Below are 24,145 nucleotides of genomic sequence, written 5' to 3'. Positions count from 1 at the left end.
GCAACGCGTCCGGGGGAGTTCGAACAGGCTTTACGGGCCACCGGCCCAGGCTTACCCTTGAGGTCTTTCCCTGCTTACTTTCATGCCAAGGACCCCTGCCATGAGCCGTATCTTTGCAGACAACGCCCACTCCATCGGTAACACGCCGCTGGTGCAGATCAACCGCATTGCCCCGCGCGGCGTGACCATCCTGGCCAAGATCGAAGGGCGTAACCCGGGCTATTCGGTCAAATGCCGCATCGGCGCGAACATGGTCTGGGACGCCGAAAGCAGCGGCAAGCTCAAGCCGGGCATGACCATCGTCGAGCCCACCTCGGGCAACACCGGCATCGGCCTGGCCTTCGTCGCCGCAGCCCGTGGCTACAAACTGATGCTGACAATGCCTGCCTCCATGAGCCTGGAGCGCCGCAAGGTGTTGAAGGCGCTGGGTGCCGAGCTGGTGCTGACCGACCCGGCCAAGGGCATGAAGGGCGCCATCGAGAAGGCCAACGAAATCGTCGCCTCCGACCCGGCCCAGTACTTCCTGCCGGGCCAGTTCGAAAACCCGGCCAACCCTGCGATCCACGAAAAAACCACCGGCCCGGAAATCTGGAACGACACCGACGGCGCGGTCGATGTGCTGGTTGCAGGCGTCGGCACCGGCGGCACCATCACCGGTGTTTCGCGCTACATCAAGCATACGCAGGGCAAGGCGATCCTGTCGGTGGCGGTGGAACCCGTGGCATCGCCGCTGATCACTCAGACCCTGGCCGGCGAGGAGCTCAAGCCCAGCCCGCACAAGATCCAGGGCATCGGGGCAGGCTTCGTGCCGAAGAACCTCGACCTGTCGATTGTCGACCAGGTGGAAACGGTGACTGACGAAGAGTCCAAGGCCATGGCCATCCGCCTGATGCAGGAAGAGGGCATCCTCTGTGGCATTTCCTGTGGTGCGGCGATGGCGGTGGCCGTGCGGCTGGCCGAAAAGCCGGAAATGCAGGGCAAGACCATCGTCGTGATTTTGCCGGACTCCGGCGAGCGCTACCTGTCGAGCATGCTGTTCAGCGACATGTTCAGCGAGCAGGAAAACCAGCAGTGATGGCCTTGCCGCTGATCCGGCGCAACGTTTGGCGGCTTGGTTTATTGCAAAATCTTCATGATTGAGTTGCCGCCCAGGCTGTTTTTACCCCGGCGGCATCAGTTTATGATGGCAGGATGATTTATCGGAGAGCAGGGCGCACAGCCCTGTTTCTTCCTCAAGGAGTGAAAGCATGACCTTTTCCTTTGCAGCCAAGGCGGGTGTCTTGCTGGTGTTTTTTGGCAGCGTGCTGTTCGTGCACCTGCGCGGCAAGGCTCGCTTGCCGATGTTGCGCCAGTTCGTCAACCATTCGGCGCTGTTCGCCCCTTATAACAGCCTGATGTACCTGTTCTCCGGCGTACCGTCCAAGCCCTACCTGGACCGCCAGCGCTTCCCCGAGCTGGACGTGCTGAAGGACAACTGGCAGGAGATCCGCGAAGAGGCCATGCGCCTGTTCGACGAGGGCTACATCCGCGCCGCCGAGAAGGATAACGACGCCGGCTTCGGTTCGTTCTTCAAGAAAGGCTGGAAGCGCTTTTACCTGAAGTGGTACGACAAACCGTTGCCGTCGGCCGAAGCCCTGTGCCCGCGTACTGTCGAGCTGGTCAGCAGCATCCCCAACGTCAAGGGTGCGATGTTCGCCCTGCTGCCAGGCGGCAGCCACCTGAACCCGCACCGCGACCCGTTCGCCGGTTCCCTGCGCTACCACCTGGGCCTGTCCACGCCCAACTCCGATGCCTGCCGCATCTACGTCGATGGTGAGCAGTACGCTTGGCGTGACGGCGAGGACGTGATGTTCGATGAAACCTACGTGCACTGGGTCAAGAACGAGACCGACGTTACGCGGGTGATCCTGTTCTGCGATATCGAGCGCCCGCTGAGCAGCCCGCTGATGACCCGCATCAACCGCCAGGTCAGCGCGTTCCTGGGGCGTGCCACCGCGCCGCAGAATACCGATGACGAGCGTGTCGGCGGGATCAACCAGGCGTATGCCTGGAGCAAGCGCTTCAGTAACCGGGTCAGTGGCCAGGTGAAGCAGTTCAAGCGCGCCAACCCCAAGGCTTACCGCGTGCTGCGGCCGGTGCTGGCGGTGGTGGTGGCATATCTGCTGTATCGCTGGTTGTTCTGATTCTGCCTGTTGGGGCTGCTTCGCAGCCCATCGCGACACAAGGCCGCTCCTACAGGTGATCGTGTACCCCTGTAGGAGCGGCCTTGTGTCGCGAAAGGGGCGCAAAGCGCCCCCGGCGTTCTCCTAGGAATGTTGTCTCAAGCCGGCTCCAATGCCTCGACTACCTTCCCCCGGCTCAGGTGCACCACCTTGTCCGCCGTATCGAAATACCGGTCATCATGCGAAATCACGATGATGGTCTTGCCCATGCGCTTCAGGTCCGGCAGCAGCTCGGTGTAGAACACCCGGCGGAAGGTCGGGTCCTGGTCCGCCGCCCATTCGTCGAACACCAGCACCGGCCGGCCGTCCAGCCAGGCATTGACCAGCGCCAGGCGCTTGCGCTGGCCGGTCGACAGGTCGGTGGTGGTGAAGGCGCCATCGCGCACGCTCACCTTGTGGGCGATCTCCAGCCGTTCCAGGTAGCGCGTGGCATCGCTGGGCAGGCTGTGCTCGTGCTCGGGCAGGTCGTCGAACAGGTAATAGTCGGCGAACACCGTGGTGAACAGCTGGCGATAGTCATCCAGCCCCTCCGGGCCGACCGCCTTGCCGTTCAGGCGCACTTCGCCGCGTTGCGGGGTGTACAGGCCCAGCAGCAGCTTGATCAGCGAAGTCTTGCCGCAGCCGTTCTCGCCGACGATGAACAGGATCTCGCCCGGTTCGATGCTCAGGTTCACCGGCCCGACGCGGAACGGCTCGTTGCCGTCCACCGGCGGGTAGGCGTACTCGACGTCGTGCAGCTCCAGATGCGCGCTGGCCGGGGCGGCGCGCTTGACCGGCGGCTCCAGCAGCAGGTGCGGCTCGGGCGAGGAGAAGCGCTCGGACAGGTCGGCAATGCGGCGGAACGCCACCTGGGCGCGGCCGAGGATCGGCAGGTTGCCGATCAAGGTTTCCAGCGGGCCTTTCATGTACAGCAGCACCAGCACGAAGCCGCTCATCACCGCCGGGTCGTTGCTCGGCCATAGCGATTGCAGGGCCAGGGTCAGGCCGATGACCACGAAGAACAGCATCGACCCCAGGCTCTTGGCCGCGACGAAGATGTTGATGGCGCGGATATGGGTGTTGGCGATGAAGTCGGCGGTGCCCTGGATGTTGCGGGTCAGCATGGCATGGCGGCGGCGGCGGTCGATGCGCAGCTCCTTGGCGCCCTCGGCGATGGCCGAGTAGTGCTTCTGCAGGTTGTCTTCGGCATCGCGGGCGGCGTTGAAGCCGGCCACGCCTTTCTGCCTGGCCACGTACTGGATGCCACTGCCAATGCCGATGGCCGCCAGGGTGATGAGGAAGATCGGCCACGACAGCCAGGCCAGGTAGGCCATGCAGCCAGTCACGGTGGTGAGCGAGATGGCCAGCGGGGCGAAGGCGAAGGCAAAGTCGCTGATGGTATCGACGTCGCGGGTCAGCACCGGGATCAGGCGGTGGGTGCGGTAGCGCTCGATCTGCTCGATCGGCGCCGACAGCACCTTGGCGCCGAGGTCCTTGCGCAGCCTGGCGATGACTTTCTGCCCAACGTAGTTGGTGCCGCTGTCAGCCGCCACGCTGCTGACCAGGGCCAGCACGCACAGGCCGGCGAAGGCCAGGATCACGCCCTGGCTCATGCCGTCAGCGGCATGCAGGCCCTGGTTGACGGTGGCCAGCAGGGCGGTCACGGCCAGGCCGCCGAGCATGCCCAGCAGCACCGAGACGATTACCGCCGGGCGGTAGGGTTTCAGCAGGCCCAGCAATTCGCGGATGGCCCCGGGGGAGGAGGTTTTCATGAAGCGTGATCTCGCTGGTGAGGTGGGGGCGGGGTCAGCTGCCTAGGGTCAGGGAGCCTTTCATCAAGGTGCCGTGGAATGGGAACGAGCAGTAGAAGCTGTACGCGGTACCTGCCTTCAGCGACCGGACGTCGAGGCTGATGCTGTCTGTTTCACCGCCGCCGATCAGGCGGGTGTGGGCGATCACCCGGGTGTCGCCGGGCTTCACGTAGTCCAGTGCCTCGCCGGCTTTCTGGCCGTCGTCGAGCACGCCTTGCATGTCGGCCTGGGTACTCAGCACCCAGTTGTGGCCCATCACGTTCTTCGGCATGTCGCCAGGGTGGGTGAGCGTGACGGTGAACACGGCGCAGGCCTTGGGCACCGTGATGGCGGCCTTGTCGAAGGTCATCTGGTCGGTGCCATGGATTTCCACGGCGCATGGCTCTGCCGACCACGCGGCAGGGGCCACGGCGAGCAGGGCGAAGAGCAGAAGCTGGCGAGTCATGTACGGTTCCTGGGCGATAGAAGGGTGCACATCGTTCAGACGAACCGGCGCGCGCCGGCTTTACCTGTGTGTGCGGCCCAGGTGAATTTCCCCATCGCCCGCTCGTTCATTCAGTCAGGCGCCGACATGGCGCACATCCCGATTTCGCCGCCTATGCGGCCCTGGCCTGAGGTGACCGGACATGAGTGAACTGCTGAGCTTTGCGATCGAACCCCTGGACGCCGCACGCGGCAACCTGCCGCTGCTGGTGCGCGCGCCAGAGCCGGGTATCGACCTGCTGGAAGCCTTTGCCGAGTTGCAGCCGCTGGTGGACCGGCACCTGCTGCAGGCTGGCGGCATCCTGTTTCGCGGCTTCGAGGTGGGTGGTGCCGAAGCTTTCCGCCAGTTCGCCGCTTCCTTCGGTCACCCGCTGCTCAACTACGAGTTTGGCTCCACCCCGCGCAGCAACGTGACCAAGGGCGTGTACACCTCCACCGAGTACCCGGCGCACCAGAGCATCCCCCTGCACAACGAGCAGGCCTACACCCTGGAATGGCCGATGAAGATCTGGTTCTACAGCGTGATCCCCGCCGCGACCGGTGGCGAGACGCCGATTGCCGACAGCCGCGAGGTGTACCGGCGCATGCCGGCGCGCATTCGTGAGCGGCTGGTGGAGAAGGGGCTGATGTACGTGCGCAACTACGGCAACGGCCTTGATGTGGAATGGTCGCAGGTGTTCAACACTGAAGACCCGCGCCAGGTCGAGGCCTATTGCCGGGCGCATGCCATCGAGTGCATCTGGAAGGATGACGGCGAATTGCGCACCCGCCAGCGCTGCCAGGTGGTGGCGCGCCACCCGGTGACCGGGGAGGATGTGTGGTTCAACCAGGCGCACCTGTTCCATGTTTCGAACCTGCAGCCAGAAGTGCGCGAGTCGTTGATGGACATCGTCGAGGAAGAGGACCTGCCGCGTAACGTGTATTACGGCGACGGTACGACCATCGAGGATTCGCTGCTCGATGAAGTGCGCGGGGTGCTGGACGAATGCACCATCAGCTTTCCGTGGCTGGAGAACGATGTGCTGATGTTGGACAACATGCTTGCGGCACATGCGCGGTCGCCGTTTACCGGCAAGCGCAAGGTGGTGGTGGCGATGGCGCAGGGGTATTCCGAGTTTTTGCGCTGATTAGGGAGTGAGGGCTGCCATGTGCCTGCCTTGAGAGGTGTGGTGTCTGTGAGATCGAGCGCCGCCCGCGCGGCGCTTCGCGGGACAAGCCCGCTCCCACATTTGTTGCAACGTGCCGAACCTGTCAGGCCATGGTTGCCAGCCTTGGTGGGTTGACTGGATTTCTGAGTTGGCATTGCTGCCGCATCACCTGTCTCAAGCCATGCACCCAGGCTGACAACGCCTCTCCCACAGGCATGGCCACGTTGCAACAAATGTGGGAGCGGGCTTGTCCCGCGAAGCGCCGCGCGGGCGGCGCTCGATCTCATAGGCACCGAAAGGGTTGTGGCGAACACCTGTCAGCCCAGATGCATTCCCCAGACATGCCTCCTGCAGCCTTCAAAAATCCCAGACTCTTCCTACGCCTCGGGACTGGCAACTCCACCCCTGCGAAATATCCTACAACCTCTGTCGACATGCGTCTGATTGTTCCTGCAAATCCCGCACTCTAGGCTTTGCCCGTCGCTGACGGTTCAGCGATCGGGTGTGGAAACCTGTAGTAAGCATTTCAGGGTTTGTCGTTACATTCAGGAGAACCCATGACCGACGATACCAAAACCACCCCCGGCGTTACCTACTTCTACCAAGGCGAAGGCCAAACCCATCCGCTGTTCCGTATCGCTGAGGGCATCCCCTGCCGCAGCGCCCGGGAGCAAGCCTCGGAGCTGATGGGCTATGCACGCGACTTGTCACTGACCGGCTTGATGGATGGCGATCAGCAGATGCTCTGGGCTTCGCATTACTTCGCAGCCATGGCCAAGGCGCTGCTGGATGATGCCGAGTTGGGTTTGCTGCGCTGATCCTTGTATTGGCTGGGCTGGCCCTTTCGCGGCTAAAGCCGCTCCTACAGGGATTGTGCATGCCTCAGGTTATGCAGAATGCTTCAGGGTATGCACAACTCCTGTGGGAATGGGTTCATCTGGGTCAGGTTCCAGCAGGCAAGGTTTGGCTGATCGAGTTATTTCGTGAATGGTGCGTAACCTGACAAGAATCCAAAGAGCGCGGCCATAGGCATCCAGCAAGCAATTAACCACATAACATTTGCCCAAGTTATTTGTGAATTTTGCAGCCCGCACGCATCACCTTCGCAGACATTGACTGCCTGCTGTACTTGTATCATTGCTACCACAAAAAATGTGATGTAGGTGAGCATGAGCATGATCGGAGCCATGATCAAGATTGAGGACGGAAGATTAGCAAAATAGGATTCGGAAAGTGAGAACTCCCAGCACATCATCATTAGTGGAGGGATGCAATACATAAGGGTGACGCCGAATGCACTACCTTCTACCGGCTGGTTCGCTTGGCGGCATCGATCGATAATCTTTTTCATCAAGAAGTATATTGTTAGGGCGCCAAAAATTGTACATAGGAGTGGAATGAGTTTAAAGCCACGCTGACCCCGGATGAGTAACCAGTGTTTGTAATTCCAGTAATAAAGATAGAGTCCCGCTGATAGACCTCCCATGATGATGAACTTTGATATGGAGGTTACGTAGAGCTGCGTTCTGGTGTGTGGTAACTCGGCTGGCGAACTCTCAGATGTGTGCATTGCGTTGTCTCTGTTGTGGCTAAATTATGAAGTAGTTTATGACTAGCCAAGTGAGCCCGGTTGTATTTAACCATGATGCGATAACTATTTTGGTTTTCAATGGGCTGGGGAGTTGCTCATAATCTTCTTTGTCAAGTAGGCCTCTGCGAATACTTGAGATTGGGAAGGTGATGGCGCCTGCTACCATGAAAATCACCAGCATTCTTGAGCGTATGCTTTTCTCTCCCCAAAGGGTTATGGCGTATGAAAGACATGGGCTTCGGTGAAGTGCTGTGACCATTTCTTTATACTGCTGAGAACTTGCAATGTGAAAGTCCATTGCAAGTGCGGTCAGGCCGAGGCAGAAAGGTGAGGCTACTATAAATATCCTAAATTTTATGTCCAGATGATCAATCATCTTGAAAGGCCTCGAAGATTACTTCACCTAACTCTTCGCCGCCGTCCATGCCTGCAATGCTTCCCGCTAGTGCGCCTGCGCCAGTAATCACAATTCCGCATGCCAAGCCGGCGGCTCCGGCTTTCCAACAAACTTTTGTGGCGGCTTTACCTGCTATCTTTCCGCCTAGCCAGCCCGCAGCTAGCCCGCCTGAAAAATTCCCCGCTTCAGTATTTTTTACCTTTTGACAATCCTTGATATTGCCTGCCTGGCAAACTTCCGATATTTTCAATGCCGAGCCAGTGCCGCCAATGGTAATGCCTATATAACCTCCGGCCTTGAGGTATTTAGCCATTTTGGCCAGTTTGTCTAGGTGTGTCGAGTAACCAGGGATATGCGTCGGGGTCCCTGCTTTACTCCAGTGATGAACTAGGCTTCTTGATGATATCCCCAAGTCTCGTCGTAGGTTTTCATAGCTTCCAAGATTGAGTTGCTTGTTCAGAGTGGTTGCTTTCAGGTTCGCATTCAATTGCTTGAACAGTCTTTGACGCTCCGCAAAGAATTCAGGGTGGCGGAGATGCCCGTGCTTGATGAATTGCTCTTTATGTAGATCCTCTATTTTTTGCAATAGGGTGCTGAGTTCATCCAGCGACTTGGCAACCATCGCCTCGCTCACCCCCATCGCCAGGCTCACATCGCTGAGCAACGCAGCAATCTCGGCTTGATGGCGCATCATGAATTCCGCCTCTTCGGGCGTCAGTTCCGCCAGTGCTTCACGAGCTTGTTTTGCTGCACTCATCGCAGACAGTTCTTCCCGAGTGCACACCGGGCGCCTCAAACCATCGCCAATGACAAAGATCTCGCCCGCCTTGAACCCCTGCTGATAGGTCGGGTTCAGCCGCTCTAGAATTGACCGAGGCAGGTTGGCCTACGGCGCGCCAAGCTCTGCCAGGACTTCCTGGTATGACATGCAGCGCGGAACGATGTAGAAGCCGGGCTCCATGCCTTGAGGAGTGGGCGAGGGCTGAACCACCTCAGGCTGATAGGTACTTCTTATCGGGTTACCCGTCTGGGCGTGTGCTGGTGCCTCACGAACAGGCTCAGATGCGGGTGCCCCGCGCGAAGCCGGAGGTGCGTACCCATTTGCAACCAGGCGATTGCTGCCCTGTGGGCACCCGCATTGCACCAGTGCTCCGTCCAGAGCTGTGGGAATACCATCCTGCCGCCAGCGGACTTCGCCCTCGACGATGGTGCCCGCTTGTCCACATAGCGGGCAGGGTGTGGTCGGGTCGCCTTGAAGTAGCCAGTTGCGGCCATGCACACGGCCCCTGGCTTGGCTGGCAATGCAGATGGCGCCTGTGGTGGTTTCGTCGCCGTCCAGGCCTTGGTATCGGCCGAAGATGTTCATGCGCATGCTCATGGCTCGCCTCTTTTTCAGGTGGAAGCCAGGAACCTAGCAGGCGGTTGGCGGGTATTTTCGGGGTGGTGGGGGTTTAGGAAGGGTCCTACAAGGAATAGAGATTTGGACTACGTTATTTTATTGATGGCAATGCCGGCCTCTTCGCGGGCATGCCCGCTCTCATAGAACAACACATAAATCATCGATTTAGCAGGGCTCTGTGGGAGCGGGCGCGCCCGCGAACACCGGCGTAGCCGGTGCCATACACCGCGTTAGGCCCTTCGCGGGCGCGCCCGCTCCCACAGTGAATGTGACACGCTCTCGAACCTTGTTCTCTATGCAATCTCCCTGCGCGGTCGGTGTGGGAGCTGGCTTGCCGGCGATCACCGGCGCAGCCGGTGCCATACACCGCGTCGCCTGATTCGCGGGCACGCCCGCTCCCACAGGGATGGTGCGGGGCCTAAGGTCGGCGCCACTAAATCACCCCCCCACACCTTCGTCTGACAGTTACCGCTCGACTGCCAGGACATCGCTCGACATGAATGCCGACCAAACGCTCAAGCTCGCCCGCCGCTTCATCGAACTCAGCCCCGACAAGCGCCGCCTGTTCCTCAAGGCGCTGCAGGGCGAGGGCATGGATTTTTCCGTGCTGCCGATTGCGCCCGGGGTGGAGGTGGCCGAGCGTGATCAGCTGTCATACACCCAGCGGCGCATGTGGTTCCTCTGGCAGCTCGACCCGCAAGGTGCGGCGTACAACCTGCCCATGGCCGTGCGCCTGAATGGCCCGCTGGACCTGGCCGCCCTGCAGCACGCCTTCGATGCCCTGGTGGCCCGCCACGAAACCCTGCGCACCCGCTTTGTCGCCGACGGTGATGACGTGCGCCAGCAGGTCGATACCGTCGCCACCCCGTTGCAGCTGCACCAAGATGCCCTGGCCGACCTGGACGAGGGGGCCCGTCAGGCCGCCATCGAAACCATCGCCGAAGCCGAAGCCCTGGCCCCCTTCGACCTGGCCTGCGGCCCGCTGCTGCGTGTGCGCCTGCTGCAACTGGCGGCACAGGAACACATCCTGCTGCTCACCCTGCACCACATCGTCGCCGACGGCTGGTCGATGAACGTGCTGATCGACGAATTCCTGCACCTGTACGACGCCGCCGTGGTAGGCAGCGAAGCCCGCCTGGAACCGTTGCCGATCCAGTACCGCGACTACGCCCTGTGGCAGCGCAGCTGGCTCCAGGCCGGTGAGCAGGAGCGCCAGCTGGTCTACTGGCAGGCGCGCCTGGGCGACGACCATTCGCCGCTTGAGCTGCCACTGGACCGCACCCGTCAGGGCCACCCCAGCTACCGCGGCGCTCGCCACGAATTCCCGATCGCCGCCGACGTCGCCGAACGCCTGCGCGGTGTGGCCCGCAAGCACAACGTCACCCTGTTCATGGTCCTGCTGGCCGCCTTCAAGCTGTTGCTGCAACGCTACAGCGGCCAGGCCGCGATCCGCGTCGGCGTGCCCATCGCCAACCGCAACCGTGTGGAAAGCCAGGGCCTGATCGGCTGCTTCATCAATACTCAGGTGCTGCATACTGAGATCGACCCACTGCTGGACATCACCGGCCTGCTCCAGCGCGTGCGCGAAACTGCCGTAGGCGCGCAAAGCCACCAGGACTTGCCGTTCGAGCAACTGGTCGAGGCCCTGGACCTGCCGCGCAGCAGCGAAAGCCCGCTGTTCCGGGTGCTGTTCAACCATCAGGCGCAGGTGGCGGATGTGCAGGCCATCGAGACCCGCTCCGGCCTGAGCCTGGCTCCGATTGCCCTGGAAAAGCGCAGCGCACGTTTCGACCTGGCGTTGGACACCCACGAGCGCGGCGGGCAGTTGCATGCAGCGTTCACCTATGCGACCGATGTATTCGATGCGGCTACCGTCGAAACCCTCGGTGAGCAGTGGATGACCCTGGTGCAAGCGCTGGCCGCCGAAACGGCTGGCGCCGTAGGCGAGCTGGCATTGCCGGGCCTGGCCACAGCCATTGGCGTAGCAGCACCGGCTAACGAAGTACCCATGGTGCAGGAGCGCTTTGCTGCTGCGGCCCGCCGTCACCCTGAGCGTATCGCGGTGATGGCTGCCTGCGAGCAGGCCAGCTTCGCTGAACTCGATGCCCGCGCCGAGGCCATCGCCGGCCGGCTGGCCGAAGCCGGCGTGGGGCCGGACTCGCTGGTCGGCGTGCTGGCTGACCGCAGCGTCGGCATGCTCGCCAGCATCCTCGGCGTGCTCAAGGCCGGTGGCGCCTACCTGCCGCTGGAGCCTGAGCAACCAGCCGAACGCCTGGCCTACATGCTTGCCGACAGTGGCACGCGGCTGGTGCTGGCCCCCGGCAGCTGGCAGGCCGAGCTACCCGCAGCCGCGCAGCACCTTGACTGGGCGCAAGCCGGCAATGGCCAGGCCACGCGCATCGCTCCAGCACCGGCCAACCTGGCCTATGTGATCTACACCTCCGGCACCACCGGCCAGCCCAAGGGCGTGGCGATCAGCCACGGCGCCCTGGCCAACTACATCGAGGGCATCGCCGCGCGCCTGCCGCTCGAGCGTATCCGCAGCATGGCCCAGGTCTCGACCCCGGCAGCCGACCTTGGCCACACCATGCTGTTCGGCGCCTTGTGCGGCGGCCATACCCTGCATTTGCTGCTACGCGAGCAGGTGCTGGATGCCGAAGGCTTCGCCGCCTACCTGGCCGAGCATCAGGTAGACGCGCTGAAGATCGTACCGTCGCACCTGGAGGCCATGTTGGTGGCTGGCCGCTCGGCGCTGCCGGCACAGTGCCTGGTGCTCGGCGGCGAGGCCATCAGCCCGAGCCTGTTGGACAAGGTCCGCAACCTGGCCCCGGCGCTCAAGGTGTTCAACCACTACGGCCCGACCGAAACCACCGTCGGTGTGCTGGTTGCTGAACTGAACGGGCAGGCCAGCCTCGGCCAGCCCCTGGCCAACACCCGTGTCGCGGTGCTCGACCGCTGCCTGCAACCCTTGCCGGCCAAAGCCAAGGGCGAGCTGTACATCGGTGGCGCCGGCCTGGCCCGTGGCTACCTGAACCGCCCGGCACTCACCGCCGAGCGCTTCGTTCCCGACCCGAACGGCCAGGGCCAGCGCCTGTACCGCAGCGGTGACTGGGTTCGCCAAGGCAGCGACCTGCAGTTCGCCGGGCGCATGGATGGCCAGGTGAAGATCCGGGGCTATCGCGTGGAACTGGCCGAAATCGAGAACCAGCTGCGTGCCCTGGGCGGTGTCGCCAATGCCCTGGTGCGCGTGCATGGCCAGGCGCCGCAACTGCAACTGGCTGCCTGGCTGGTGCCCAGCCAGATGCCGGCCGATATCCTGACCTGGCAGGAATCGATCCGCGCCAGCCTCAAGAGCCTGCTGCCCGAACACATGGTGCCGACCCACCTGATAGTGCTGGAGCACCTGCCGGTCACGGTCAACGGCAAGGTTGACGTCAAGGCGCTGCCGGAACCCGTCGCCACCCAGGTGGCCTATCAAGCGCCGCAGACCCCGCTGCAAACGCAATTGGCGCAGATCTGGGCGCAAGTCCTGCAAGTACCGCAGGTAGGCCTGGGCGACAACTTCTTTGCCCTTGGCGGCCATTCGCTGCTGGCCACCCAGGCGGTATCGCGGATACGCAAGCAATTGGGCGTGGATATTCCGCTGCGCAGCCTGTTCGACACCGTCGACCTGCAGGCCTTTGCCCAGGCAGTGGCCGAAGGCGAGCAGGGCGCAGGCCTGGACATCGAGATCCTCGACCGCCAGCAACCGCTGCCGGTGTCCCGCTCGCAAAACCGCCAGTGGCTGTTCTGGAAGCTCAACCCTGAAAGCCTGGCCTACAACACGCCGATGGCCGTGCGCATGCAGGGCCACCTCGACCACTGCGCCGTGCAGGCTGCGCTGGATGCCTTGGTAACCCGCCACGAATCGTTGCGCACGGTGTTCGTCGAGGCCGACGGCCTGCCCTGGCAGCGCATCCTGCCGGCTGCCACGGTAGCGATCGGCTTCGAAGACCTCAGCGGCCAGGACCACGCCGCGCAGATGCGCAAGCTGGAAGCCGAAGCCTTCGTCCCGTTCGACCTGGAGCGCGGCCCGCTGCTGCGTGCACGGCTGTTCAAGGTGCATGCGCAGGAGCACCTGCTGTCGCTGACCTTGCACCATATCGTCTCCGATGGCTGGTCGATGAGCCTGCTGGTGCGCGAGTTCGCCGCCGCCTACAACGCCGCCGCCACGGGCCAGGCGCAAACCATCGAGCCACTTCCGGTGCAGTACGCCGACTTCGCCGCCTGGCAGCGCAAGTGGCTGGCCGAGGGGCAGATGCAGGCGCAGATCGACTACTGGAAGGCGCGCCTGGAAGACGACTTCGAAGTGCTGGAACTGCCTGCCGACCGCATTCGCCCGCAGGTCAAAAGCTACCAGGGCAGCCGCTTCGACGTGCGCCTGCCACAGGCCCTCACCGAGCGCCTGCGCGCCCTGGCGGTGGCATCCAACGCCACGCTGTTCCATGTGTTCCTGGCGGCCTATGCCATCGTGCTGTCGCGCTACAGCCGCAAGGGCACGCTCAACATCGGCGTGCCGGTCACCAACCGCAACCGCCTGGAACTGGAAGGCCTGATCGGCTTCTTCATCAACGTGGTGGTGGCCCGTATCAGTGTCGATGGCAGCCAGCCCTTTCCGCAGTTGCTGGCGGCGATCAAGGAAACCACCTTACAGGCCCAGGCCAACAAGGATGTGCCGTTCCTCGAGGTAGCCGAGGCGCTGTACCCCGACCGCAGCCAAGGTGTGAACCCGTTCTTCCAGGTGCTGTACAACCACCTGCGCGACCTTGGCGAGCAGGTGTCCAGCGATGCGCTGCACGGCCTGCAGGTCAAGGAAGTGGACCTGCTGGAGCCGGGCGCGCAGTACGACATCTCGCTCAATACCCTGGAGCGCGCCGATGGCGTGACTGCCTCGTTCAACTATTCCACCGACCTGTTCGATGCTGCACGTATCGAGCGCATGGCCGGGCATTGGCAAGCATTGCTGCAAGCCATCTGCGCCGAGCCACGGCGCTGCATTGCCGAGCTGGACTTCCTTGGCAGTGCCGAACGCCAGCAGCTGACCCACGGCTGGAACCCGGCGCCCCAGGCTGGCAGCGGCTTGTGCGCGCACCAGCTGCTGGCGCGCCAGGCCCACGAGCGGCCGGATGCGCTGGCGCTGATCTTCGACGACCAGCAGATGACCTACGCCGAACTGGACCGCAGCAGCAACCAGCTGGCCCACCGCCTTCGGGCGCTGGGCGTGGGGCCGGACTCGCTGGTCGGCGTGGCTGTCGAGCGCGGCCTGGGCATGGCCCTGGCGCTGGTCGCCATCCACAAGGCGGGTGGTGCCTATGTGCCGCTGGACCCGGACTACCCGCAAGAACGCCTGGCCTACATGGTCGAGGACAGCAATATCGGCCTGCTGCTGGCCGATGCGCCCTCGCGTGAGCGCCTGCAACTGGGCAGGCAACTCCCCTGCGTGGTACTGGAACCGGGCACCGAGTGGCTGCACGCCTGGCCCGCCGAACCGCCGGCCAACCTGGCGGCACCGCACAACCTCGCCTATGTCATCTACACCTCCGGCTCCACCGGCATGCCCAAGGGCGTGGCCATCGACCACCACGCCCTGTCGCTGTTCTGCCAGGTGGCAGGCGACTATTCGCGCCTCACCCCGGGCGACCGCGTGCTGCAGTTCGCCACCATCAGCTTCGACGGCTTCATCGAGCAGTTCTTCCCGCCGCTGGCCCAGGGCGCCTGCGTGGTGCTGCGCGACCTGCGACTGTGGGACACCGCCACGCTGCTGGACGAGATCAATCGTCACGGCGTGACCGTTGCCGATCTGCCGGCAGCCTACTGGCGCCTGCTGGCGCTGGAGCGCCGAGCCCCCGAGGCCTATGGCCGGCTGAAGCAGATTCACGTGGGGGGAGAGGCGGTGCCGGAAGATGCCCTGCGCGCCTGGCTGGTCGATGGCCCGCCAGCCGTGCGCCTGCTGAACACCTACGGCCCGACCGAAGCCACCGTGGTCGCCACCACCTACGACTGCTCGCAGATGACCGTGGAGCAGGTCAGCCAGGGTGGGGTGCCGATCGGCCGTGCCTTGCCGGGGCGTACCCTGCATGCCCTGGACGATGGCCTGGCGCCGACACCGGTGGGCGTGCCCGGCGAGCTGTTCATCGGCGGGGCAGGGTGCCTGGCGCGCGGTTATCACCAGCGGCCGTCACTCACCGCTGAGCGTTTCATCCCCGACCCGTTCGACCCGGTCGGCGGTGGCCGGCTGTACCGCACTGGCGACCTTGGCTGCTACGACGAAAACGGCCAGCTGGCCTATCGTGGCCGAGTCGACCACCAGGTTAAGGTGCGTGGTTTCCGTATCGAACTGGGCGAGATCGAGCAGTACCTGCGGGCGCACCCGGATGTCCGCGAAGCCGCCGTGCTGGCCATCGACTTGCCCAGTGGCAAGCAGCTGTGCGCCTATGCGGTGCCGGCCGAAGGCTACCGCGGCGATCTGCGCCAGGCCCTGAAGCAGTACCTCAAGGCCAGCTTGCCTGACTACATGATCCCGGCCTACCTGGTGACCCTGCCGAGCATACCGCTGACCCCCAGCGGCAAACTCGATCGCAAGGCGCTGCCGCTGCCCGACCCGAACCAGCCACAGCACGACTACCAGGCGCCGCAGACCGAGCGGCAGCAGCAGCTGGCGAACATCTGGGCGCAGTTGCTGAGCGTTGCCCGGGTCGGCCTGAACGACAACTTCTTCGAGCTGGGCGGCCACTCCTTGCTGGCTGCCCAGGCCGTGTCGCGGATCAACGTCGAACTGGGGCTGGACATACCCCTGCGGCTGATCTTCAGCCACCCCGAGCTACGCGCGTTCGCCCAGGCGCTGGACGAGCAGGGCCTGTCGCTCTCCGACGACGGCCTGAGCGATATCGAACAAATGATGAATGCATTCACAGAGGCCTGACATGGAACTCACCGCCGCACAACGCATCGCCCAACGTTTCGTTGGCCTCCCCGTGGAGCAACGCCAGCAGATCCTGGAAAAGATGCAGGCCACCGGGCAGAGCTTCCGCCTGCTGCCCATCGTGCCCGCGCGCCAGGGCCTGGCGCGTATTCCGCTGTCGTACGCCCAGCAACGCCTGCTGTTTCTCTGGCAGCTGGAGCCCGACAGCCCGGCCTACAACGTGCCGATGGCAGTACGCCTGAAGGGCGCCCTGGACCAGGCGCTGCTGCAACAGGCGCTGGATGCGCTGGTGCAACGCCACGAGTCGCTGCGTACGCGCTTCGCCTCGGAGGAGGGTGAGTTCTACCAGGAAATCCTCGAACACTGCCCGCTGGCGCTGGTGATGCTCGACGCTGCCGCCGATGAGGCAGCGCTGAGCGTGGCCGTGGATGCCGCCCTCAAGCAGCCTTTCGACCTGCTGACCGGCCCGCTGCTGCGGGTGACCCTGCTGCGCGTGGCCGCCGATCACCACGTGCTGGGGCTGAGCATGCACCACATCATCTCCGATGGCTGGTCAAGCGATGTGCTGGTGCGGGAATTCATCCAGCTGTACAGCGCCCTGGCCGAAGGCCGGCAGGCCGAGTTGCCGGCTCTGCCGATCCAGTACGCCGACTACGCCATCTGGCAGCGCGCCTGGCTCGAGGCCGGTGAAGCGCAGCGCCAGTTGGCCTACTGGCAGGCGCAGTTGGGCGATGAGCAGCCGGTGCTGAGCCTGCCGCTGGACTTCGAGCGCCCGGCCACGCCCAGCCAGCGTGGCGCGGTGGTGCGCGTGGATATCGGCACCGAACAGGCCGAGGCCCTGCGCAGCCAGGCGCGCAAAGGTGGCCACACGTTGTTCGTGCTGGTACTGGCGGCCATGGCGGTGGTGCTGTCGCGCTACAGCGGCCAGGCCGACATCCGCATCGGCGCCCCGAACGCAGGGCGCAACCGCAAGGAGCTGGAAGGCCTGATCGGCTTTTTCATCAACACCCAGGTGCTGCGCGTGCAGGTAGACGAGCGCGCCACCTTTGCCGCGCTGCTGGAGCAGGTAAAGGATGTGATCGGCGGCGCCCAGTCGCACCAGGAACTGCCGTTCGAGCACCTGGTCGATGCCTTGCTGCCCGAGCGCAACCTGGCCCACAACCCGCTGTTCCAGTTCAAGATCAACCAGCACGTGGCTGCCAGCGATGCGGGGCGCAAGCGCCTGGGCGCGCTGGAGGTGGAGGGCTTTGCCCGTGACGGCGGCGATGCCCGCTTCGACCTGGCGTTCGATTTCTCCGACAAGGCCGACGGCATCGAAGGCTACTTCACCTACGCCACCGACCTGTTCGAGCAGGCCACCATCGAACGCATGGCCGCTTCGCTGCGCCAGGTACTGGATGCGCTGATCCGTGACCCGCAGCAGGCGATCGTCGACAGCCCGCAAGTGGCGACGCTGCTACCGGCGACCACGCAGGCCTACCCGCATGGTGACTTCCTCGCCCTGTGGCGCCAGGCAATGGCGCAAGGTCAGGCACACGGTGGTGTGCGTGCCGGTGACCGGTTCATGACCCAGGCCGGTCTGGAGGCGGCGTCCAACCGGCTGGCCAACTACCTGCGCCAGCGCGGCATCGGCGTCGGCAACATCGTTGCCCTGTGCCTGCCGCGCTCCATCGAGTGGGTCAGCGCCTTGCTCGCAGTGCTCAAGACCGGCGCTGCCTACCTGCCGCTGGACGCCCAGCAACCGCAGGAGCGCCTGCAACAACTGATTGCCGACAGTAGCGCCGCTGTCCTAGTGCATGCGCCGGACGACCAGCGCTTCGCAAGCCTGGACAGCGTGCAGCTGATTGCCTGCGATCACACCGCCTGGGCAACCTGCAGCGACAGCCCGGTCGAGGTGGCCATCGCCGCCGAACAACCGGCCTATCTGATCTACACCTCGGGCTCGACTGGTCAGCCGAAAGGCGTGGTGATCAGCCACGGGGCGCTGGCCAGCTACACCCAGGCGGTGCTGGAGCGCCTGCAACTGCCGGCCGCAGCGAGCATGGCGATGGTCTCCACCACCGCAGCCGACCTGGGCCACACGGTGCTGTTCGGTGCCCTGGCCTCAGGCCGCCTGCTGCACTTGTTGCCACAGGAACTGGCGTTCGACCCCGATGGCTTCGCCAGCTACATGGCACAGCACCAGGTCGGCGTGCTCAAGCTGGTGCCGAGCCACCTGCAAGGTTTGCTGCAAGCGGCACGCGCCGCCGATGTGCTGCCCGCCGAGGCACTGATCCTGGGCGGTGAGGCATGCAGCTGGAGCCTGTTGGAAAAAATCCGCGAACTGCGCCCGGCCTGCCGGGTCATCAACCACTACGGCCCGACCGAAACCACAGTCGGCGTGCTCACGTTCGAGCCGGGGCAGCCACAGCCTGGCTGCCGCACGGTGCCGGTCGGGCGCCCGCTGGGCAACGCCTGCGCCCAGGTCCTGGATGGCTACCTCAACCCGTTGGCGACGCGGGTGCCCGGTGAGCTTTACCTGGGTGGGCAAGGCGTCGCCCAGGGCTACCTGGGCCAGCCGGCTTTGACCGCCGAACGCTTCGTGCCGACCGAGGGTGGTGCCCGCTTGTACCGCACCGGCGACCGCGCGCGGCTGACGGCCGATGGCCTGGTCGAGTTCATCGGCCGTGCCGATGACCAGGTGAAGATCCGTGGCTATCGCGTGGAGCCTGGTGAAGTCGGCCGGGTGCTGGCTGGCCTGCCCGGTGTCAGCGAGGCCGTCGTACTGGCCTTGCCACTGGAGGGTGACGCCGAGCGCTTGCAACTGGTGGCCTACGGGGTGGCCGATGCGGGTGTGACCGTGCAGCAGCTGCAGGCGCAATTGCAGGCACGCCTGCCGGACTACATGGTGCCGGCGCAGATACTGCTGCTGGAGCGTCTGCCACTGACTGCCAACGGCAAGCTAGACAAGCGCGCACTGCCGTTACCGGGCGCTGTCAGCCGTGGCTATGTGGCGCCACAAGGTGAAATCGAGGAAAAACTGGCCGCGGTGTGGGCCGATGTGCTCAAGCTGGAACAGGTTGGCAGCACTGACAACTTCTTCGAACTGGGCGGCGACTCGATCCTCAGCCTGCAAATCATCGCCCGGGCCAAACGCCAGGGCATCAGGATCACCCCCAAGCAGCTGTTCGAACAACAGACCATCGCCCAGCTGGCCCAGGTGGCCAAGCGCATCGAACCGAAGCCAGCGGTAGCCGCCGTGGACATTGCCATCAGCGGCGAGACAGGGTTGTTGCCAGCGCAGGCGCGGTTCTTCGAGATGGAGATCGCCCAGCCGGCGCATTGGAACCAGTCGGTACTGCTCAAGCCGACCAGCCCGGTGCAGGTGCAACATCTGGAGGCAGCCCTGCGCGCCGTGGTCGAGCAGCACGATGCCCTGCGCCTGCGCTTCAGCCGTGGCGAAAGCCAGTGGCAGGCACGCTTCCAGCCGCTGGACAATGCACCACTGCTGCACCAGCGCAGCCTGGCCGTCCTGAATGAACTGGATGCCGCCGGCAATCAGGTGCAGGCCAGCCTGAACCTGGAGCACGGGCCGTTGCTGCGCGCCGAACTGTTCGACTTCGCCGATGGCCAGCAGCGCCTGCTGCTGGTGGTCCATCACCTGGTGGTCGACGGCGTGTCGTGGCGGGTGTTGCTGGAAGATCTGCAAGCGGCCTACCGGCAACTGCTGGGCGGCCAGGCCGTGAGCCTGCCCGCCAAGACCACCTCGGTGAAGACCTGGGCCGAGCGCCTGGCCAGCCATGCCGGCAGCCCGACGCTGCAAGCACAGCGCGGCTACTGGTTGCAGGCGCTGGCCGGCGACTCCGGCGAACTGCCGCGGGACAACCCGCAGGGCAGCCTGGCCAACACCCATGCGCGTACCGCCGCCACACGGCTGAATGCCGAGCGCACTGCCAAGCTGCTGAAACAAGCCCCGGCGGCGTATCGCACGCAGATCAACGAGCTGCTGCTGACCGCGCTGGCGCGCACCCTGTGCCAGTGGAGCGCACAGGGCAACGTGCAGGTACTGCTGGAGGGCCATGGCCGCGAAGACCTGTTCGACGACCTCGACCTCAGCCGCACCGTGGGCTGGTTCACCAGCCTGTTCCCGGTGCGTCTTACACCCGGCCAGGACCTTGCCCAGTCGATCAAGGCGATCAAGGAGCAACTGCGCGGCGTGCCGGACAAAGGCCTCGGCTACGGCTTGCTGCGTTACTTCGGTGATGCTGAAGTGCGTGACCGGCTCGAGCGTGCCGCCCAGGCTCGTGTCACCTTCAACTACCTGGGCCAGTTCGATGCCAGTTTCGATGCCGGGGCCGGCGCCCTGTTCACCCCAAGCGGGGAAAGCGCAGGCCGTACCCAATGTGCCGGCGCACAACTGGGCAACTGGCTGAGCATCACCGGCCAGGTGTACGGCGGCGAGCTGTTCCTGGAGTGGACCTACAGCGCCGACATTCATCACCCGGCCACCATCGAGAAGCTGGCCCAGGCCTACGGGCAGGCCTTGGCAGAGCTGGTCGAGCACTGCTGCGATGCGCGGCACCAGGGCGTGACGCCGTCGGACTTCCCGCTGGCCGCGCTGACCCAGGCGCAACTGGACAGCCTGCCGCTGGAGGCCGGGCAGATCGCCGATGTATACCCGCTGTCACCCATGCAGCAAGGGATGTTGTTCCACACCCTTTACGACCAGCAGGCCGGCAACTACATCAACCAGCTGCGCGTGGATGTGGATGGGCTGGATGTGCAGCGTTTCCTGCAGGCGTGGCAGGCCACGCTCGATGCCCACGACATCCTGCGCAGCGGTTTTATCCTGCAAGGCGAGCTGGAACAGGCCGTACAAGTGGTACGCAAGGCCGTCGGATTGCCATGCAGCGAGCATGACTGGCGTGGCCAGCCGGCGCTGGAGCAGGCATTGCAGGCCCTTGCCGAGGGCGAGCGCCAGCGCGGCTTCGACCTTGCTGCCGCGCCGCTGCTGCGTCTGGTTCTGGTACGCACAGGCGATACCCGCCACCACCTGATCTACACCAACCACCACATCCTCATGGACGGCTGGAGCACCTCGCGCCTGTTGGGCGAAGTGCTGCAGCGTTACGCCGGCCTGGTGCCGCAGGCCCAGGCCACGCACTATCGCGACTACATTGCCTGGTTGCAGGGCCAGGACGCAGCCGTTGCCGAAGCCTTCTGGAAAGCCCAGCTTGCGGCCTTGGACGAGCCGACCCGCCTGGCTCAGGCCATCGCCGGCAGCGCAGGCGCGGGCGGAAGTGGCCATGGCGACCACCGCGTGGCCTTCGACCCTGAGCAGACCGCCCGTATCGAAGCCTTCGCCCGGGCCAACCGGGTCACGGTCAACACTCTGGTGCAATCGGCCTGGCTGCTGCTGTTGCAGCGCTGCACTGGCCAGGCCAGCGTGTGCTTCGGCGCCACGGTCGCCGGCCGCCCGGCAGACCTGCCGGGGGTAGAGGAGCAGATCGGCCTGTTCATCAATACCTTGCCGGTTATCGGCACCCCGCGTGCCGAGCAGACCGTGGCCGAGTGGATCGGCCAGGTGCAGGCCGGCAACCTAGCCGTGCGCGAATTCGAGCACACCCCGCTGTACGATGTGCAACGCTGGGCGGGGCAGGGCGGTGACGCCTTGTTCGACAGCATCCTGGTGTTCGAGAACTACCCGGTGGCCGAGGCGCTGCAACAGGGCGTGCCCGGTGGCCTGCGCTTCGGCGACGTGGCCGTGCAGGAACAGACCAACTACCCGCTGACCCTGGTGGTGGAGCTGGGCACCACGCTGTCGATGCAGTACAGCCACGACCGTGCGCTGTGGAGCGACGAGAGCGTTGGCCGCCTGGCTGGCTACTTTGCCAACCTGTTGCAGGCGCTGGTGGAGAATGCTGACGCGAGGATTGGCGAGCTGCCAATGCTGGGGCTGGCAGAACAGCAACAGATGGTCGAAGGCTGGAACGAAACCCACGCGGCGTACCCGGACGAGCGCAGCGTCCACCAGTTGATCGAAGCCCAGGTACTCGCCACCCCGGATGCAGCGGCGCTGGCCTTTGGCGAGCAGACCCTGAGCTATGCCGAGCTCAACCGCCGTAGCAACCAGCTGGCGCACAAGCTGCGCGAGCAGGGCGTGGGCCCGGATGTGCTGGTGGGCATCGCCATGGAGCGTAGCCTGGAGATGGTCGTCGGTTTGCTGGGTATTTTGAAGGCCGGTGGCGCCTATGTGCCACTGGACCCGGAGTACCCCCAGGACCGCCTCAGCTACATGTTCGAGGACAGCGGCATCGCCTTGCTGCTGACCCAGTCGCACCTGCACGAAGCCCTGCCGATCCCGGCCGGCCTGCGCCGCCTGGACCTGGATATGGTGGACCTGAGCGGCTACAGCGATGCCAACCCGAACATCGACGTGGCCCCGCTGAACCTCGCCTATGTGATCTACACCTCCGGTTCCACCGGTCGCCCGAAGGGCGCTGGCAACAGCCATCAGGCGCTGGTCAACCGCCTGTGCTGGATGCAGAAGGCCTACGGCCTGGGCGCCAGCGACAGCGTGCTGCAGAAAACCCCGTTCAGCTTCGACGTGTCGGTGTGGGAGTTCTTCTGGCCGCTGTTGACCGGGGCGCGCCTGGTCATGGCCCAGCCCGGGGCGCACCGCGACCCGCAGCTGCTGGTGGAATGCATCAACCATTACGGCATCAGCACGCTGCACTTCGTACCGTCGATGCTGCAGGCGTTCATGACCCACGAAGCGGTCGAGAGCTGCGTCAGCCTCAAGCGCGTGGTGTGCAGCGGCGAAGCGTTGCCGGCCGAACTGGCCCGCCAGACCCTGCAACGCCTGCCGGCGGCGGGCCTGTACAACCTGTATGGCCCGACCGAAGCGGCGATCGACGTCACCCACTGGACCTGCCAACCGGACGAAAGCATCAGCGTGCCGATCGGCCAGCCGATCGACAACCTCAAGACCCACATCCTTGAAGGCAGCCTGCAACCGGCGGTGCGCGGCAGTGCCGGCGAGCTGTACCTCGGTGGCGTGGGCCTGGCACGTGGTTACCACCAGCGTCCGGCGCTGACCGCCGAACGCTTCGTACCAGACCCGTTCAGCGACAACGGCGGCCGCCTGTACCGCACCGGTGACCTGGCGCGCTACCGCGCCGATGGCGTGATCGACTACGCCGGGCGCATCGACCACCAGGTGAAGATTCGCGGCCTGCGCATCGAATTGGGCGAGATCGAGGCGCGCCTGCTGGAATTGCCGAGTGTGCAGGAGGCCGTGGTGCTGGCCCAGGACGGACCAAGCGGCAAGCAGCTGGTGGGCTATGTGGTGCCTGCCGACAGCACGCAAGACGAAGGCGCCTTGCGCGACAGCCTGCGCGAGGCGCTCAAGGCCGGTTTGCCGGACTACATGGTGCCGGCACACCTGCTGCTGCTCGACAAGCTGCCAGTGACGCCTAACGGCAAGCTTGACCGCAAGGCCCTGCCGCAGCCGGATGCCAGCCAGACGCAGGGCGAGTACATCGCGCCACAGAGAGAGCTGGAGCAGCAGATTGCGGCGATCTGGGCGGATGTGCTGAAGCTGGAGAGGGTCGGCCTGGGTGACAACTTCTTCGAGCTTGGCGGGCACTCGTTGCTGGCCACCTCGGTGATCGTGCGCATCCGGGAGCAGGTGGGGGTAGTGGCCGAATTGAAAGAACTCTTCGAGTTCCCGGTGCTGGCTGACTTCAGTCGCCAGTTGGAGGCCAGGACGCCCTTGGTCGATTCCACCCAGGACCAGCTGGCCAGATCCCTGGCGTTGCTCGATAGCCTGAGCATGGATGAGCTCGATGAGCTGATTTCCTGAGGCCCTGATGTGATCTGTGCGGGCGGGTAAACCCGCATCCACAGGTACAGCGTATTCCTTGAGCTGGCGGGTTCCCTGTGGGAGCGGGCATGCCCGCGAAGCAAGCGACGCGGTAGATGGCACCGGCTGCGCCGGTGTTCGCGGGCGCGCCCGCTCCCACAGGTACAGCGCATTGCTTCAGCTGGCGGGGGGCCTGTGGGAGCGGGTTCACCCGCGAAGCAGGCGACGCGGTGGATGGCACCGGCTGCGCCGGTGTTCGCGGGTAAACCCGCTCCCACAGGTATGGCGCATTGCTTCAGCTGGCGGGGGGC

Annotated in this window: 12 protein-coding genes; 6 read left to right on the top strand and 6 right to left on the bottom strand. The window is 64.5% G+C overall.

What is annotated here, in order from left to right; all coding sequences use genetic code 11:
- The first annotated feature begins 100 nt into the window (after window positions 1-100).
- Entirely contained in the window at window positions 101-1,075 is a 975-nt protein-coding gene (cysK, locus tag J5M58_RS00820; protein ID WP_112254180.1) for a cysteine synthase A, read from the top strand.
- Window positions 1,076-1,247: 172 nt separating this feature from the next.
- A complete protein-coding gene (locus J5M58_RS00815; protein WP_207876926.1) occupies window positions 1,248-2,183 on the top strand; it encodes an aspartyl/asparaginyl beta-hydroxylase domain-containing protein in 936 nt (311 codons plus the stop codon).
- Between the two features lie 137 nt (window positions 2,184-2,320).
- Here the strand turns inward: J5M58_RS00815 and J5M58_RS00810 are convergent, their stop codons facing one another.
- Together J5M58_RS00810 and azu are read right to left on the bottom strand one after the other, a co-directional pair.
- A complete protein-coding gene (locus J5M58_RS00810) occupies window positions 2,321-3,973 on the bottom strand; it encodes a cyclic peptide export ABC transporter (protein ID WP_112254177.1) in 1,653 nt (550 codons plus the stop codon).
- A gap of 34 nt (window positions 3,974-4,007) precedes the next feature.
- Window positions 4,008-4,457 (bottom strand): azurin, encoded by a 450-nt coding sequence (gene azu / locus J5M58_RS00805; RefSeq protein ID WP_112254176.1) that lies wholly within the window; start codon window positions 4,455-4,457, stop codon window positions 4,008-4,010.
- A gap of 181 nt (window positions 4,458-4,638) precedes the next feature.
- Between azu and J5M58_RS00800 the strand changes: the two genes are divergently transcribed.
- Entirely contained in the window at window positions 4,639-5,622 is a 984-nt protein-coding gene (locus tag J5M58_RS00800; RefSeq protein WP_112254175.1) for a TauD/TfdA family dioxygenase, read from the top strand.
- A gap of 578 nt (window positions 5,623-6,200) precedes the next feature.
- Entirely contained in the window at window positions 6,201-6,461 is a 261-nt protein-coding gene (locus J5M58_RS00795) for a DUF3077 domain-containing protein (protein ID WP_038410083.1), read from the top strand.
- A gap of 158 nt (window positions 6,462-6,619) precedes the next feature.
- Here J5M58_RS00795 and J5M58_RS00790 read toward each other — a convergent pair whose 3' ends face one another.
- The 4 genes from J5M58_RS00790 to J5M58_RS28265 form a co-directional block, all read right to left on the bottom strand.
- Window positions 6,620-6,994 (bottom strand): hypothetical protein, encoded by a 375-nt coding sequence (locus J5M58_RS00790; protein ID WP_243432145.1) that lies wholly within the window; start codon window positions 6,992-6,994, stop codon window positions 6,620-6,622.
- Window positions 6,995-7,232: 238 nt separating this feature from the next.
- A complete protein-coding gene (locus tag J5M58_RS00785) occupies window positions 7,233-7,610 on the bottom strand; it encodes a hypothetical protein (RefSeq protein ID WP_207876924.1) in 378 nt (125 codons plus the stop codon).
- Entirely contained in the window at window positions 7,603-8,388 is a 786-nt protein-coding gene (locus J5M58_RS28270) for a hypothetical protein (RefSeq protein WP_306795216.1), read from the bottom strand. Before J5M58_RS28270 ends, J5M58_RS00785 begins: the two co-directional genes overlap by 8 nt.
- A gap of 129 nt (window positions 8,389-8,517) precedes the next feature.
- Window positions 8,518-8,997: a PAAR domain-containing protein gene (locus J5M58_RS28265; RefSeq protein WP_306795220.1), complete on the bottom strand. Its 480-nt coding sequence runs from the start codon at window positions 8,995-8,997 to the stop codon at window positions 8,518-8,520.
- A 529-nt stretch (window positions 8,998-9,526) separates the two neighbouring features.
- Here J5M58_RS28265 and J5M58_RS00775 point away from each other — a divergent pair.
- Together J5M58_RS00775 and J5M58_RS00770 are read left to right on the top strand one after the other, a co-directional pair.
- On the top strand, window positions 9,527-15,991 hold the full coding sequence (locus tag J5M58_RS00775; RefSeq protein ID WP_207876922.1) for a non-ribosomal peptide synthetase: 6,465 nt from the start codon (window positions 9,527-9,529) through the stop codon (window positions 15,989-15,991).
- A gap of 1 nt (window position 15,992) precedes the next feature.
- Window positions 15,993-23,834: a non-ribosomal peptide synthetase gene (locus J5M58_RS00770; protein WP_207876920.1), complete on the top strand. Its 7,842-nt coding sequence runs from the start codon at window positions 15,993-15,995 to the stop codon at window positions 23,832-23,834.
- Window positions 23,835-24,145: the final 311 nt, after the last annotated feature.

This window comes from Pseudomonas sp. 32_A, assembly GCF_017490905.1.
Taxonomy (GTDB): domain Bacteria; phylum Pseudomonadota; class Gammaproteobacteria; order Pseudomonadales; family Pseudomonadaceae; genus Aquipseudomonas; species Aquipseudomonas inefficax.
Note: the sequence above shows the minus strand (reverse complement) of the source record. Positions and strands in the feature narration are given on the sequence as shown.